Origin of the sequence: Pseudomonas sp. USTB-Z, from assembly GCF_019691255.1 — a bacterium.
GTDB lineage: Bacteria > Pseudomonadota > Gammaproteobacteria > Pseudomonadales > Pseudomonadaceae > Aquipseudomonas > Aquipseudomonas alloputida.
On sequence record NZ_JAECZP010000035.1, the window covers coordinates 1 to 14,204 of the forward strand.

Here is a 14,204-nt window from a genome sequence, read left to right on the forward strand (position 1 = left end):
ACAACCATGACCGCATTAAAATGAAACTCAACGGCCTGAGTCCTGTGGCTTACAGAACTCAAGCTGAGGTAGCCTAGCACCGACCGTCCAACATCTGGGGCGCAGCTCAGAGCACTGTGGGAGCGGCCTTGTGTCGCGAAAGGACTGCAACGCGGCCCCACAATCTTTGACTCGACACAAATCCGTCGGGGCCGCTTTGCGGCCCTTTCGCGACACAAGGCCGCTCCCACAGGCATTTCCCTGAGGACCAAGTAGCCGGATTGAGTGGAGCAGGGCGGTAAGTGATTGTTATCTGTGAAAAAATTTTTGGATATTTTTAAAAATTAGTTTGACAGCCCTGCAATCCGAACTTAATATGCGCCCCGTCCACAGCGATGAACGAAAACGAAACGCCAGGCACCCAGCCAGCGGTTCAGTTCAAAGCGACATTGTGGGGCTATAGCTCAGCTGGGAGAGCGCCTGCATGGCATGCAGGAGGTCAGCGGTTCGATCCCGCTTAGCTCCACCAAATTCCGCTTAGCAGCCAAGGCTGATAAGCAAGACCGGGTCCAGCAACCAGGTCTTGAAGGTAAGAAGGTTCGTCCCCTTCGTCTAGTGGCCTAGGACACCGCCCTTTCACGGCGGTAACAGGGGTTCGAGTCCCCTAGGGGACGCCAGTTTTACACAAGCGATGTTGTTATGTCGCTGGGCCGCGAGGCTAGAAATCCGGGGCTATAGCTCAGCTGGGAGAGCGCCTGCATGGCATGCAGGAGGTCAGCGGTTCGATCCCGCTTAGCTCCACCAATTTTGCCGCGGTTCGCGTTAGCGGATCGGCACGAAGGTTACGTCCCCTTCGTCTAGTGGCCTAGGACACCGCCCTTTCACGGCGGTAACAGGGGTTCGAGTCCCCTAGGGGACGCCACTTTTCCTGCGTTTTGCAGGGCTTTAAAAGGCTCGTCGACTATTGATGAGCCTTTTGTTTCGGGGCTATAGCTCAGCTGGGAGAGCGCCTGCATGGCATGCAGGAGGTCAGCGGTTCGATCCCGCTTAGCTCCACCATTTCTGCCAGGGTTCACGCAAGTGGATCTTCGCGAAGGTTACGTCCCCTTCGTCTAGTGGCCTAGGACACCGCCCTTTCACGGCGGTAACAGGGGTTCGAGTCCCCTAGGGGACGCCACGTTTACCCGCGTTTTGCGGGACTTTAAAGGCTCATTCGCTTATTGAATGGGCCTTTTGTTTTTTCCCTTCTCAATAATTTGCCCCCGACAAACGGCCGCACATTTTGCTTGCCAAAAAATATGATGGGAATAATATTTCGATCATCATATTTTGTGTGGTGTGTGCCAGATGAGCGACAAGAAGAGCAAAACCCGCGAACGCATTCTGGAAGCTGCGCGCAGTGCGCTGATCCAGCACGGCCCGGCCGAGCCCAGCGTCAGCCAGGTGATGGGTGCGGCAGGCCTGACCGTCGGCGGCTTCTATGCGCACTTCGACAGCAAGGATGAGCTGATGCTCGAGGCGTTCCGCCAGTTGTTGGGTGAGCGCCGTGCCTTGCTCGCTCAGGTCGACCCCAATCTCGATGGCGCCGGGCGGCGAGCGCTGGCCGGGGCCTTCTACCTCTCGCGCAAGCACCGGGACTGCGAAGTACATGCTTGCCCGCTGCCTAACGCGTTGGGCGAAATGCAGCGCCTGCCGGAGGTCTTCCGCGAGGTGCTGGCCGAGCACATCGAGTTGATGACTGCCGCGATGGTCGACCGCCCTGAGGATGCCGACAAAGCGCTGGCCGACCTGGCCCTGATGGTGGGAGGGCTGGCGCTGGCCCGGGCCTTGGGGACCAGTGACCTGTCTGACCGTATTCTGCGCGCCGCCAAATCGGCGGTGCTTTAACCCTGGAGCATGGCGATGACCACCCTGAGCTGGATTCGCGGTGTCAATGGCACCTTGGGCCGCCTGGCCCCCGAGCATGTCGCGGGCAAGATGCGCCGTGCCTTCATGACCCCGCGCAACCTGCCGCCCCGGGATTGGGAGCTGCCCGTGCTGGCCAGCGCCGAGCGCATTACACTGCGCTTCGGTTTGTCTGCCTTGCGCTGGGGTCAAGGGCCGACCGTGCTGCTGATGCACGGTTGGGAAGGGCGCCCGACGCAATTTGCCGCCTTGATCGAGGCCTTGGTTCAGGCAGGGCATACGGTGGTGTCGCTGGAAGGGCCTGGGCATGGTCGTTCGCCTGGCGAGCAAGCGAATGTGGTGCTGTTTGCCCGGGCGCTGCTTGAGGCTGCGGCTGAGTTGCCGCCCTTGCGTGCGGTCATAGGTCATTCCATGGGCGGTGCCAGCGTGTTGTTGGCCCTGCAGATGGGGCTGCGTACAGAGGCGGCTGTCAGCATTGCAGCGCCGGCGCGGTTGCTTGGTGTGTTGCGTGGTTTTGCCCATCGCCTGGGGCTGCCAGCCCGGGCACGGGCAGCGTTCATTCGCCAGATCGAGCGCGATGTGGGCATGCAGATTGCGCGGCTGGATGTCACGGGTTACCAGCTGGAACTGCCGGGGCTGGTGGTGCATGCTGCCGATGATGCTCTTGTGCCCGCAGATGAGGCACATGTGATCCACAAGGCCTGGTTCGACAGCCGGCTGATGCTGCTGGAAGGGGGTGGTCACCAGCGAGTGCTCGCCGACCCGCGGCTGAGCGACGCCGTGCTCGAATTGCTGGCTCGGGCTGAAGCGGTCAGTGTCGGGGCGGCTTCAGCCGCGAACATCGGCATCGCCGGTGCCACCCACCGCGGTGTCTGATTCGCGGGCAAGCCCGCTCCTACAACGACCGCTTCAGGCTCGCTGGGGCTGGACATTGCCCCGCAGATCGCTGCTAAATCGCCTTTTGCGCCAAGGAAGCGAAAATGAGCTGGGACCTGGCAACACCCTTCGTCATCGACCTGCGCGTCGGCAGCGAGGACATCGACGGCCTTGGCCACGCCAACAATGCCGTCTACGTCACCTGGCTTGAGCGCTGCGCCTGGCGCCACTCCCAGCGTCTGGGGCTGGACCTGGCCGAGTACCGGCGCCTTGACCGGGCGATGGCGGTGGTGCGCCACGAAATCGACTACCTGGCCGCCGCCTATGAAGACGATGAGCTGCAGCTGGCCACCTGGATCATTGACTGGGACCAACGCCTGCGCATGACGCGGCGGTTTCAGCTCAAGCGCCCGCGCGATGGTGTGACGCTGCTGCGTGCGCAAACCACCTTTGCCTGCATCGAGCTGTCCAGCGGCAAGCCCAGGCGCATGCCGGCGGAATTCGTCGAAGGTTACGGTCCGGCGCTGATCGGCGCCTGAGTCGCCGGCATTTTTTGTTAAACTGCCGGCTTTTTCCGCTGAGACCCCGACATGCAAATTGCTCTGGCCCCGATGGAGGGGCTGGTCGACAACATCCTGCGCGACGTATTGACCCGTGTGGGCGGTATCGACTGGTGCGTCACCGAGTTCATTCGCGTGTGCGACCGCCTGCTGCCGGCGTCCTCGTTCGACAAGCTGGCGCCTGAACTGCGTCAGGGCGCGCGCACGGCTGCCGGTGTGCCCATGCGCGTGCAATTGCTGGGTTCGGACCCGGTATGCCTGGCGGAAAACGCCGCACTGGCTTGCGAGCTTGGGGCGCCGGTGATCGACCTGAACTTCGGTTGCCCGGCAAAGACGGTGAACAAGTCGCGCGGTGGCGCGGTACTGCTCAAAGAGCCGGAGTTGCTGCACGCCATTGTGCGTGAAGTGCGGCGTGCGGTGCCGGCGAACATTCCGGTGACCTCGAAGATGCGTCTGGGCTTCGACAGCCCCGATGGGGCACTGGAGTGCGCCACGGCGCTGGCCGAGGGCGGTTCGGCACACCTGGTGGTGCACGCACGGACCAAGGTTGAGGGCTACAAGCCGCCAGCGCACTGGGAGTGGGTGGCGCGGGTGCAGGATGTGGTCAAGGTGCCGGTGTTTGCCAATGGCGAGATCTGGACGGTCGATGACTGGCGGCGTTGCCGCGAGGTCAGTGGCGCTGAAGACATCATGCTCGGGCGTGGGCTGGTATCGCGCCCGGACCTGGGCCTGCAGATTGCAGCGGCGCGGGACGGGCGCGACTATCAGCCGATGAGCTGGCATGAATTGTTGCCACTGTTGCGTGAGTTCTGGCGCCAGGCCCAGGCCAAATTGTCGCCGCGTTATGCGCCGGGGCGGATGAAGCAGTGGCTGGCGATGCTGACTCGCAGTTACCCCGAAGCGGTGGTGTTGTTTGCCGAGTTGCGCCGGGAAGATGACTGCGCGCGGATCAGCCGGTTGCTGGGGGTTGAGGCGCAAGCGTTGGAGGCTTGCGTCGCCTGAGCAGGGCTCTACGCGGGTACTGCACCTGTAGGCGCGGGGTCACCCGCGAAAGGACCGGGCCTGCTGGCCAATTTCCACCGGCCGTTCACCGTTGCCGCCGCTACCGTATTCGCGGGCAAGCCCGCTCCTACACACACACGCATCGGTGGTTGGGCACAGGTCGTCGTAGGAGCGGGTTCACCCGCGAAGAGGCCGGCCCAGCTGGCCAATCTCCATCTTCCGTTCACCGTTGCCGCTGCCACCGTATTCGCGGGTAAACCCGCTCCTACACACATCGGTGGTTGGGCACAGGTCGTCGTAGGAGCGGGTTCACCCGCGAAAGGGCCGGGCCTGCTGGCCAATTACCACCTGCCGTTCACCGTTGCTGCCGCCACCGTATTCGCGGGCAAGCCCGCTCCTACACACACATCGGTGGTTGGGCACAGGTCGTCGTAGGAGCGGGTTTACCCGCGAAGAGGCCGGGCCTGCTGGCCAATTACCACCTGCCGTTCACCGTTGCTGCCGCCACCGTATTCGCGGGCAAGCCCGCTCCTACAAACACACACGCATCCGTGGTTGGGCACAGTTCGTCGTAGGAGCGGGTTCACCCGCGAAAGGGCCGGGCCTGCTGGCCAATTTCCACCGGCCGTTCACCGTTGCCGCCGCTACCGTATTCGCGGGTAAACCCGCTCCTACACACACACGCATCGGTGGTTCGGCGCAGGTCGTTGTAGGGGCGGGTTGACCGGCAAATAGGCCATCAGGCCCCGTGCAAAAAAATCAAATTTTTTCTGTTTGCCCCTTGAAAGCGTTTCCCTCGGCCATATCTTTTGAGTACGCGATGCCGAAGCCGGGTCGCGTAATGACTTACTTGCTGAATCTCAGGAGTTTATGACCATGACTACTGCTTTCTCTCTTGCTCCACTGTTCCGTCATTCCGTTGGTTTCGACCGTTTCAACGACCTGTTCGAATCCGCGGCACGTAACGAGGCCGGTAGCAGCTACCCGCCCTATAACGTGGAAAAGCATGGCGATGACCACTACCGCATCGTGGTTGCTGCAGCTGGTTTCCAGGAAGAAGACCTCGACCTGCAGGTCGAAAAAGGTGTCCTGACCGTGACCGGTGGCAAGCGCGACAATAGCGCCGCTGAAGTGACCTACCTGCACCAGGGTATCGCACAACGCGCCTTCAAGCTGTCGTTCCGCCTGGCAGATCACATCGAAGTGAAGGCTGCCGGCCTGGCCAATGGCCTGCTCAGCATCGACCTGCTGCGCATCGTGCCTGAAGAAGCCAAGGCCAAGCGCATTCCGATCAATGGCGAGAAACCAGCGCTGAACTGACCGCGCAGCATTGAAAAAAGGGCACCTCCAGAGGTGCCCTTTTTCGTGCTTCTCACGCGGTCCCGTGTAGGCGCGCGGCCGTCATGCGATCAGTAATCTGCCGGCGCCTCCAGCAACATCTGCCGAAACTCCAGCAACGGCAATGGCCGGCTGTGCAGATAACCCTGGTACAGATGGCACCCCAGCCGCTCGAGAAACGCCAGCTGTTCGGTCAGCTCTACCCCTTCGGCAATCACCGCCAGGTCCAGGCTGCGCGCCATGGCGACAATGGCGCGGACAATTTCTGCGTCGTTGGGGTCGACCGGTGCATCGCGCACGAAGCTCTGGTCGATCTTCAGCGCATCGACCGGCAGGCGCTTCAGGTAAGTCAGCGAGGAATAGCCGGTGCCGAAGTCATCCATGGCAAAACTCACCCCGTAGCGCTTCAGCTCGCGCATCTTGCTGATGGTGTCTTCCAGGTTCTGGATGACGATGCCTTCCGTGATTTCCAGCGTCAGCATCTGTCGCGGCAGGCGGTAATCGTCCAGGCTGCGCAGCACCCGCCCGACAAAGTCGTTCTGGCGGAACTGTCGCGGGCTTATGTTCACGCACAGGCTGAAATCATCAGCGTCGATCAACCCGTCGGTGAGCATGCGGGCGCAGGCGTCGCAGGCTTCGTCGAGAATCCAGCTGCCAACTTCAAGGATCAGGCCGCTTTCTTCCAGTACCTGAATGAACTGCGAGGGCGGTTGCTGGCCCAGTAGCGGGTGGTGCCAGCGCAGCAGTACTTCAGCACCGACGATGCGGTTGTCGCGGGCATCCACCTGCGGCTGGAAGTGCAGCGCCAGTTCGCCACGGGCCAGGGCCAGGCGCAGGTCGTTTTCCATGCGCAGGCGCTCGCTGGCGGCCTTCTGCATGGTGGTGTGGAACAGCTGTGTGGTGTTGCGACCGGAGTCCTTGGCCCGGTACAGGGCGATATCGGCACGCTTGAGCAGGTCGGCCGGTGTGGTGCCGTGGTCGGGGATCAGCGCCACGCCGATGCTGGGCGTTACCTGCAGGCGCTGGCCATCCAGTGACATTGGCTCGGCCAGCAGTTCGCGCAGGGTGTCGGCCAGCTCGCGCACTTTCTCCTCCACGTGTTCGCGACTCCCTTCCAGGCCGCTGAGCAGCACCACGAATTCGTCGCCCCCCAGACGCGCCACGGTGTCCTCCAGGCGCACGCTGGCCTCAAGGCGGGCGGTGATGATCTTCAGCACAGTGTCGCCCACCGGGTGGCCCAGCGAATCGTTGATGTGCTTGAAGTGGTCGAGGTCGAGGAACAGCAGGGCGCCACGCAGGTTATGACGCTTGAGCAGGGCGATCTGCTGGCTCAGGCGGTCCATCAGCAAGGCGCGGTTGGGCAGGTTGGTCAGCGGGTCGTGATAGGCCAGGTGGCGTATCTGCGCCTGGGCGTTCTTCAGCTGGCTGACGTCGCGGGCGGTCAGCAGCAGGCAATCCACTTCGTTGAGGGTGATCGGTTCCACCGAAACCTCGACCGTGAGGATATCGCCACGCTTGTTGCGCCCGAGCATCTCGCGGTGGTGTACCCGGCCGCGCTCGTGCAATTCGGCCAGCAGCGCGCTGCGCTGCTTGTCGTCGGCCCAGATGCCGATCTCATACACCGTGTGGCCGATCACGTCGGCAGTGCTGTAGCCGGTCAGGCGGCAGAAGCCGTCGTTGATCTCCAGGTAGCGGCCGCTGTGGCGTTCGGTGATGGTGATGGCATCGGGGCTGGAGTGGAAGGCCTTGGCGAACTTCTCCTCGCTGGACTTCAGCGCGGCTTCGGCGCGTTGTTGCTGGGTGATGTCGCGCAGGGTGGTCACGCTGCAGGGCTGGTCGTCGACGGTGATCAGGCGGCTGGAAATCACACAGGTCATCGGGGCGCCATTGCGGTGGTTGAGTACCACGGCGACGTTGCTCAAGGCCTGTTCGCGGATCACCTGCTCGATACGTTTGGCGCGCTCGACGGACTCGGCCCACAGGCCGATCTCCTCTGCGGTACGCCCAAGCACCTGCTCGCTGCTCCAGCCGAAGGTCTGGGTGAACGCCGGATTGATCTCGATGAACTGGCCAGTGTCCTGGCGGGTGACGCAGATCGGGTCGGGGCTGACCTGGAACAGGCTGGCAAACTTCTCTTCCGAGGCGCTCAGGCGCTGTTCGCGCTCCACCTGATCGGTGATGTCGAGCAAGGTGCCCGCCATGCGCAGGGGGATGCCCTGGTCGTCGCGGTACAGCCGCGCGCGGCTTTCGATGTAGCGTGAAGTGCCGTTTTCCAACTGCACCCGGTAGGTGATCTGATAGTTGCCGGCAGGCCCTTCGCGCAGGCTGCGGTAGGCCTGTCGCATCGAGTTGCGCTCTTGCTCCGGCACACCTTCGAAGAACGCATCGAACGATTCATGAAAAGGGATGGGCGGCAAGCCATGCAGCTGCGCCGCGCGGGCTGAGCCGTAGAGCATGCCGCTTGGGATGTGCCAGTCCCAGGTGCCCAGTTGCGCCGAGTCCAGGGCCAGGTCCAGCCGCTCCTGGCTGTCCTTCAGGGCCTGCTCGGCACGCTTGCGTTCGGTGGTGTCGACGAATGTACTGATCAGGAAGGTCACGCCTTCCAGCTCGATGCCCTGGGTGCACAGGATGCCGTCATGCACCTTGCCGCTGGTCGCGCGAAATTGCACCTCCATGATCAACGGGCCGCCGTTGGCGCGGGTCGACTCCATGATCTGGTGGCGCTGTTCGGGGTTGACCCACAGGCCCAGTTCCAGGCTGGTCTTGCCGATCACCTGGCTGCCGGGCCAGCCGAACATGTTTTCGAAGTGCTGGTTGACCTCGAAGATCATGCCATCGTGGCGACGGGTCAGCAAAATGGCGTTGGGGCTCAGGTGGAACAGCGTGGCGAAGCGCTTTTCCGAATTGATCAGTGCTGTTTCCCGTTCGCGCTGGCGGGTGATCTCGCGGATCACGCCGATCATCTGCGGTCGGCCGTGCGGGTCGTGGGTCAGGCTGCCGTTGATCTCCAGCCAGTGCAGGCTGCCGTCCGGCCAGCGGATACGGTGGCGCATGGCTTGCTCCACCGGCTCGCCATTGACCACCGCCTGGAACACCTGACGCGTGCGGGCGCGGTCCTCCTCGGGCAGCAGGTCGAGGTAATCGATATCGGCGGGCAGTGGCCGTTGTGGATCGAAACCGAACAGGGCCTGGGTGCCCCGCGACCAACTGACCCTGCCGCTTTCGATATCCCATAGCCAGGCACCCAGGCGCGCACCGTTGAGCGCTGCCAGCAGTTGCGGGGCGTTCTGCCAGGCCTGCTCGGACTCCTGGGGATCAGCTGCAGGTATGCGCGGCAGGCGCAAAAAGCGGTTTGCTGATTTGGGCATCGGTACCAGACCTTTGGCGTATGACGTGTCCTTGGAATCGGAATAGCTGGCTGACAGCCAGTCATGCGGGCCCTGAGTGACTGTCGAGCAGGGCCATGAATGCCCTGGCCGCATTCGATAGCGTACGCTCCGTGTGCAGAATGTAGCCTAGCTGGCGCGACAGCTGTATGCCGGGCAAAGCGATGGGTGAAACCTGTTCGTCGAGCATGGTGCGTGGCAGCACGCTCCAGGCCAGGCCGATCGATACCATCATCTTGATAGTTTCCAGGTAGTTGGTGCTCATGGCGATGTTCGGCGTCAGGCCCTGGCTTTCGAACAGGCGCTGGACAATATGGTGGGTAAAGGTATTGCCGCCGGGAAATACCGCCGGGTGGCGGGCGACGTCAGCCAGGCTGACCGCCTGGTTGTTGGCCAGCGGGTGCTCGGGGGCGGCGACAAAGTCCAGGGCGTCATCCCACACCGGCACGGCCTTGACCAAGTGGTGTGGCTCGGGCGCCAGGGTGATCACGGCGATTTCGGCGCGGCCATGCAAAATCTCGTCGTAGGCCTGTTCCGAATCCATGAACTGAATATCCAGTGCCACTGCGGGGTACTGGCGGGTGAAAGTCCGTAACAACGGGGGCAGGCGGTGCAGGCCGATGTGGTGGCTGGTGGCCAGGGTCAGGCGACCGCTCACGGCCCCGGTCAGATTGGTCAGCGCCCGTCGGGTATCATCCAGGACGTTGAGGATCTGGTAGGCCCGCGGCAGCAGTGCGCGCCCGGCTTCAGTCAGGGTTACCTCGCGGCCCAGGCGGTCGAACAGGCGCACGTCCAGTTGCTGCTCCAGGCCGGCGATGCGTTTGCTGATGGCCGGCTGGGTCAGGAACAGGCGTTCGGCTGCGCCCGAAAAGCTACCGGTTTCGGCAATGGCGATGAAGGCGCTGAGGTTGGCCAGGTCCATGGTGTCGTATTCCTTTGGGTTATCCAAAGCATAAAAATTATGAATTTGAGTTATTCAATCTAACCCCCTAGCATCGTCCGTACAAGCCAAGGGGTCTTTGGCATAGAAAGACGCTGATGAGGAACAGTCTGATGGCTGGCAAAACGCTCTACGACAAACTCTGGGAAGCCCATGAGGTCAAGCGCCGTGATGACGGCTCGTCCTTGATCTACATCGACCGCCACATCATCCACGAAGTGACGTCGCCCCAGGCCTTCGAAGGCCTGCGCCTGGCCAATCGCAAACCGTGGCGTATCGACGCCAACATCGCCACGCCGGACCACAACGTGCCGACCACGCCAGAGCGCAAGGGCGGTATCGAGGCGATCGTCGACCAGGTTTCGCGCCTGCAGGTGCAGACCCTCGACGAGAACTGTGACGAATACGGCATCGTCGAATTCAAGATGAATGACGAGCGCCAGGGCATCGTCCACGTCATCAGCCCGGAGCAGGGCGCCACCTTGCCGGGCATGACCGTGGTCTGCGGTGACTCGCACACCTCCACCCACGGCGCTTTCGGTGCCCTGGCCCACGGCATCGGCACCTCCGAGGTCGAGCACGTGCTCGCCACCCAGTGCCTGGTCGCCAAGAAGATGAAGAACATGCTGGTGCGCGTGGAAGGCCAATTGCCGGCCGGCGTCACCGCCAAGGATATTGTCCTGGCCGTGATCGGCAAGATCGGCACTGCCGGTGGCAACGGTCACGCCATGGAGTTCGCTGGCAGTGCCATTCGCGAATTGTCGATGGAAGGCCGCATGACCATCTGCAACATGTCCATCGAAGCCGGTGCCCGCGTTGGCTTGGTGGCGACCGATGCCACTACCGTTGCCTACGTCGAAGGGCGCCCGTACGCGCCGAAGGGCGAGCAGTGGAAGCAAGCGGTTGAATCGTGGAAAAACCTGGTGTCGGATGACGATGCCGTATTCGACACCGTGGTCGAGCTGGATGCCAGCCAGATCAAGCCACAGGTCAGCTGGGGCACTTCGCCCGAGATGGTTCTGGCCGTCGACCAGCGCGTACCGGATCCGGCGGCCGAAGCCGACCTGGTCAAGCGTGGTTCGATCGAGCGTGCCTTGAAGTACATGGGGCTGACCGCCAACCAGGCGATCACCGACATCAAGTTGGACCGTGTGTTCATCGGCTCGTGCACCAACTCGCGAATCGAGGACCTGCGCGCTGCGGCGGAAATCGCCAAGGGTCGCAAGGTGGCCGCCAGCGTCAAGCAAGCCATCGTCGTGCCGGGTTCGGGTCTGGTCAAGGCCCAGGCCGAGCGTGAAGGCCTGGACAAGATCTTCCTCGAAGCCGGTTTCGAATGGCGTGAACCAGGCTGCTCGATGTGCCTGGCGATGAACCCGGACCGCCTGGAAAGCGGCGAGCATTGCGCGTCCACCTCCAACCGCAACTTCGAAGGCCGTCAGGGCGCCGGTGGCCGTACCCACCTGGTCAGTCCGGCCATGGCCGCCGCTGCCGCGGTAGCCGGCCACTTCATCGATGTCCGCGAGTTGATCCAAGGGAGCGCAGCATGAAAGCCTTTACCCAGCACACTGGCCTCGTCGCACCGTTGGACCGTGCCAATGTCGACACCGACCAGATCATCCCAAAGCAGTTCTTGAAATCGATCAAGCGCACCGGCTTTGGCCCGAACCTGTTCGACGAGTGGCGTTACCTGGACGTGGGTCAGCCCTACCAGGACAATAGCAAGCGCCCGGTCAACGAGGAGTTCGTGCTCAACCACGCGCGCTACCAGGGCGCCAGCGTGTTGCTGGCGCGGGAGAACTTTGGTTGCGGCTCCAGCCGTGAACATGCCCCTTGGGCGCTGGACGAGTACGGCTTCCGCAGCATCATTGCGCCAAGCTTTGCCGACATTTTCTTCAACAACAGCTTCAAGAACGGCTTGCTGCCGATCATTCTGAGCGATGAGGAAGTCGACGAGCTGTTCAAACAGGTCGAAGCCAACCCGGGCTACCAGCTGACCATCGACCTGCAGGCGCAGGCGGTGACCCGCCCAGATGGCAAGGTGCTGCACTTCGAAATCGATGCATTCCGCAAGCACTGCCTGCTCAACGGTTTGGACGATATCGGCCTGACCCTGCAGGACAGCGACGCGATCAAGGCCTTCGAAAGCAAGCACCGCGCCAGCCAGCCTTGGCTGTTCCGTGATGCCTGAAGTTCGTAGGTGACAGTGCGGGCCTCTTCGCGGGCAGAGGGTTACGCGGTCGTTGTAGGCGCGGGTTTACCCGCGAAGAGGCCGGCACAGGCAACAAAAATCTAAAGGAACGAGACATGACCAGCACCCAGCACATCGATGTGGTCCAACGCCAGTTCGGCGAGCAGGCCAGCGCCTACCTCAGCAGCGCCGTGCACGCCCAAGGCAGTGAATTCGCCCTGCTGCAGGCTGAGCTGGCAGGGCAGGCCCATGCCCGCGTGCTGGACCTGGGCTGCGGTGCCGGTCATGTCAGCTTCCACGTCGCCCCGCTGGTTGCCGAAGTGGTCGCCTACGACCTCTCGCAGTCCATGCTCGACGTGGTCGCCAGCGCCGCCGCCGAGCGTGGTCTGGCCAATATCATGACCGAACGCGGCGCTGCCGAACGCCTGCCGTTCGCCGATGCGTCGTTCGACTTTGTCTTCAGCCGTTATTCGGCCCACCACTGGAGCGACCTGGGCCTGGCCCTGCGCGAGGTGCGCCGGGTGCTCAAGCCCGGTGGTGTGGCGGCGTTCATCGATGTGATGTCGCCGGGCAGCCCGCTGCTCGACACTTACCTGCAAACGGTCGAAGTGTTGCGCGACACCAGCCACGTGCGCGACTACTCCGCCGCCGAGTGGCAACGCCAGGTCAGCGAAGCCGGCCTGCACGTGCGCAGCCACACCCGCCAACCGTTGCGCCTGGAGTGGAGCACCTGGGTTGAGCGCATGCGCACCCCCGAGCCGATGCGCGTGGCCATCCGCCAGTTGCAGCAAGCCATGGGCGAAGAAGTACGGCAGTATTACCAGATCGAGGCCGACGGCTCATTCAGCACGGATGTGCTGGTGTTGTGGGCCGAGCGTTAAGCACTTTTCGGTGGGGCCCGCTTGGCCGCACCGCGTGAATGGATAGAGGAAAGCATGAGCAAGCAGATTCTGATTCTCCCAGGTGACGGTATCGGCCCGGAAATCATGGCCGAAGCGGTCAAGGTACTGGAGCTGGCCAACGACAAGTTCCAGCTCGGCTTCAGCCTTGCGCACGACGTGATCGGCGGCGCCGCCATCGACAAGCACGGTGTGCCGCTGGCCGACGAAACCCTGGAGCGTGCGCGCAAGGCCGATGCGGTGCTGCTGGGGGCTGTTGGCGGGCCGAAGTGGGACAAGATCGAGCGAGACATTCGCCCGGAGCGCGGCCTGCTGAAGATCCGTTCGCAACTGGGCCTGTTCGCCAACCTGCGTCCAGCCATCCTTTACCCGCAACTGGCCGATGCCTCGTCGCTGAAGCCGGAAATCGTGTCGGGCCTGGACATCCTCATTGTCCGTGAGCTGACCGGCGGCATCTACTTCGGTGCCCCGCGTGGCCAGCGCGAGCTGGAAGGTGGCGAACGCCAGGCCTACGACACCCTGCCGTACAGCGAAAGCGAAGTGCGCCGCATTGCCCGTGTCGGCTTCGACATGGCCCGCGTGCGCGGCAAGAAGCTGTGCTCGGTGGACAAGGCCAACGTTCTGGCCTCCAGCCAGCTGTGGCGTGAAGTGGTCGAAGACGTGGCCAAGGACTACCCGGACGTGGAACTGAGCCACATGTACGTCGACAACGCTGCCATGCAGCTGGTGCGTGCCCCCAAACAGTTCGACGTGATGGTGACCGACAACATGTTCGGTGACATTCTGTCGGATGAAGCTTCCATGTTGACCGGTTCCATCGGCATGCTGCCTTCGGCGTCTCTGGATGCCGACAACAAAGGCATGTACGAGCCTTGCCACGGCTCGGCACCGGACATCGCGGGCCTTGGTATCGCCAACCCACTGGCGACCATTCTGTCGGTGTCGATGATGTTGCGTTACAGCTTCAATCAGTCGGCTGCCGCCGAGGCGATCGAGAAGGCCGTGAGCCTGGTTCTGGACCAGGGGCTGCGTACCGGCGACATCTTCTCGGAAGGCTGCCGCAAAGTTGGTACGCAGGAAATGGGCGACGCAGTAGTCGCAGCGCTGCGGAATCTGTAATCTCTCTGGCCC

At 62.7% G+C, this 14,204-nt stretch carries 12 protein-coding genes and 6 tRNA genes; 16 read left to right on the forward strand and 2 right to left on the reverse strand.

Annotated features, from left to right (window positions below; all coding sequences use genetic code 11):
• The 12 genes from I8746_RS27690 to I8746_RS26115 all read left to right on the forward strand — a co-directional run.
• Positions 1 to 77 (forward strand): IS3 family transposase (locus I8746_RS27690; protein ID WP_409078028.1); only part of this gene is annotated, 77 nt, incomplete at its 5' end.
• 355 nt (positions 78 to 432) lie between these two features.
• Positions 433 to 508, forward strand: a tRNA-Ala gene (locus tag I8746_RS26065).
• 72 nt (positions 509 to 580) lie between these two features.
• Positions 581 to 656 (forward strand) — tRNA-Glu (locus I8746_RS26070).
• Between the two features lie 51 nt (positions 657 to 707).
• Positions 708 to 783: transfer RNA gene (locus I8746_RS26075), tRNA-Ala, on the forward strand.
• Between the two features lie 42 nt (positions 784 to 825).
• Positions 826 to 901, forward strand: a tRNA-Glu gene (locus I8746_RS26080).
• Between the two features lie 61 nt (positions 902 to 962).
• Positions 963 to 1,038 (forward strand) — tRNA-Ala (locus I8746_RS26085).
• A gap of 42 nt (positions 1,039 to 1,080) precedes the next feature.
• A tRNA-Glu gene (locus I8746_RS26090) sits at positions 1,081 to 1,156 on the forward strand.
• 170 nt (positions 1,157 to 1,326) lie between these two features.
• Entirely contained in the window at positions 1,327 to 1,866 is a 540-nt protein-coding gene (locus I8746_RS26095) for a TetR/AcrR family transcriptional regulator (protein WP_012053280.1), read from the forward strand.
• A 15-nt stretch (positions 1,867 to 1,881) separates the two neighbouring features.
• Complete coding sequence (locus I8746_RS26100) at positions 1,882 to 2,760, forward strand: alpha/beta fold hydrolase (protein WP_088513102.1); 879 nt, start codon at positions 1,882 to 1,884, stop codon at positions 2,758 to 2,760.
• 104 nt (positions 2,761 to 2,864) lie between these two features.
• Positions 2,865 to 3,299, forward strand: a complete 435-nt coding sequence (locus I8746_RS26105; RefSeq protein WP_003247186.1) for a thioesterase family protein — start codon at positions 2,865 to 2,867, stop codon at positions 3,297 to 3,299.
• A 51-nt stretch (positions 3,300 to 3,350) separates the two neighbouring features.
• A complete protein-coding gene (locus I8746_RS26110) occupies positions 3,351 to 4,322 on the forward strand; it encodes a tRNA-dihydrouridine synthase (protein ID WP_088513103.1) in 972 nt (323 codons plus the stop codon).
• Between the two features lie 876 nt (positions 4,323 to 5,198).
• On the forward strand, positions 5,199 to 5,642 hold the full coding sequence (locus I8746_RS26115; RefSeq protein ID WP_019437397.1) for an Hsp20 family protein: 444 nt from the start codon (positions 5,199 to 5,201) through the stop codon (positions 5,640 to 5,642).
• Between the two features lie 89 nt (positions 5,643 to 5,731).
• On the opposite strand, the gene I8746_RS26120 is transcribed toward I8746_RS26115, so the two are convergent.
• Both I8746_RS26120 and I8746_RS26125 read right to left on the reverse strand, forming a co-directional pair.
• A complete protein-coding gene (locus tag I8746_RS26120) occupies positions 5,732 to 9,028 on the reverse strand; it encodes a bifunctional diguanylate cyclase/phosphodiesterase (protein WP_004576934.1) in 3,297 nt (1,098 codons plus the stop codon).
• A 61-nt stretch (positions 9,029 to 9,089) separates the two neighbouring features.
• The gene (locus tag I8746_RS26125) at positions 9,090 to 9,968 is read right to left on the reverse strand and encodes a LysR family transcriptional regulator (RefSeq protein ID WP_161775419.1); all 879 of its coding nucleotides are present in this window, start codon (positions 9,966 to 9,968) and stop codon (positions 9,090 to 9,092) included.
• 131 nt (positions 9,969 to 10,099) lie between these two features.
• Here I8746_RS26125 and leuC point away from each other — a divergent pair, with 131 nt between their 5' ends.
• The 4 genes from leuC (at position 10,100) to leuB (ending at position 14,192) form a co-directional block, all read left to right on the forward strand.
• Positions 10,100 to 11,533, forward strand: coding sequence for a 3-isopropylmalate dehydratase large subunit (gene leuC / locus I8746_RS26130; RefSeq protein WP_088513104.1), 1,434 nt, complete (start codon positions 10,100 to 10,102; stop codon positions 11,531 to 11,533).
• Positions 11,530 to 12,174: a 3-isopropylmalate dehydratase small subunit gene (leuD, locus tag I8746_RS26135; protein ID WP_004576935.1), complete on the forward strand. Its 645-nt coding sequence runs from the start codon at positions 11,530 to 11,532 to the stop codon at positions 12,172 to 12,174. Before leuC ends, leuD begins: the two co-directional genes overlap by 4 nt.
• A 116-nt stretch (positions 12,175 to 12,290) precedes the next feature.
• A complete protein-coding gene (locus I8746_RS26140) occupies positions 12,291 to 13,055 on the forward strand; it encodes a class I SAM-dependent methyltransferase (protein ID WP_019752210.1) in 765 nt (254 codons plus the stop codon).
• Positions 13,056 to 13,109: 54 nt separating this feature from the next.
• Entirely contained in the window at positions 13,110 to 14,192 is a 1,083-nt protein-coding gene (gene leuB, locus I8746_RS26145) for a 3-isopropylmalate dehydrogenase (protein ID WP_003247194.1), read from the forward strand.
• The last annotated feature ends 12 nt before the right edge of the window (positions 14,193 to 14,204 follow it).

Bases quoted from the DNA above. Each gene is read 5' to 3' on its own strand.
- I8746_RS26095 (WP_012053280.1), top strand. From the start codon at position 1,327: ATGAGCGACAAGAAGAGCAAAACCCGCGAACGCATTCTGGAAGCTGCG.
- I8746_RS26100 (WP_088513102.1), top strand. From the start codon at position 1,882: ATGACCACCCTGAGCTGGATTCGCGGTGTCAATGGCACCTTGGGCCGC.
- I8746_RS26105 (WP_003247186.1), top strand. From the start codon at position 2,865: ATGAGCTGGGACCTGGCAACACCCTTCGTCATCGACCTGCGCGTCGGC.
- I8746_RS26110 (WP_088513103.1), top strand. From the start codon at position 3,351: ATGCAAATTGCTCTGGCCCCGATGGAGGGGCTGGTCGACAACATCCTG.
- I8746_RS26115 (WP_019437397.1), top strand. From the start codon at position 5,199: ATGACTACTGCTTTCTCTCTTGCTCCACTGTTCCGTCATTCCGTTGGT.
- I8746_RS26120 (WP_004576934.1), bottom strand. From the start codon at position 9,028: ATGCCCAAATCAGCAAACCGCTTTTTGCGCCTGCCGCGCATACCTGCA.
- I8746_RS26125 (WP_161775419.1), bottom strand. From the start codon at position 9,968: ATGGACCTGGCCAACCTCAGCGCCTTCATCGCCATTGCCGAAACCGGT.
- leuC (WP_088513104.1), top strand. From the start codon at position 10,100: ATGGCTGGCAAAACGCTCTACGACAAACTCTGGGAAGCCCATGAGGTC.
- leuD (WP_004576935.1), top strand. From the start codon at position 11,530: ATGAAAGCCTTTACCCAGCACACTGGCCTCGTCGCACCGTTGGACCGT.
- I8746_RS26140 (WP_019752210.1), top strand. From the start codon at position 12,291: ATGACCAGCACCCAGCACATCGATGTGGTCCAACGCCAGTTCGGCGAG.
- leuB (WP_003247194.1), top strand. From the start codon at position 13,110: ATGAGCAAGCAGATTCTGATTCTCCCAGGTGACGGTATCGGCCCGGAA.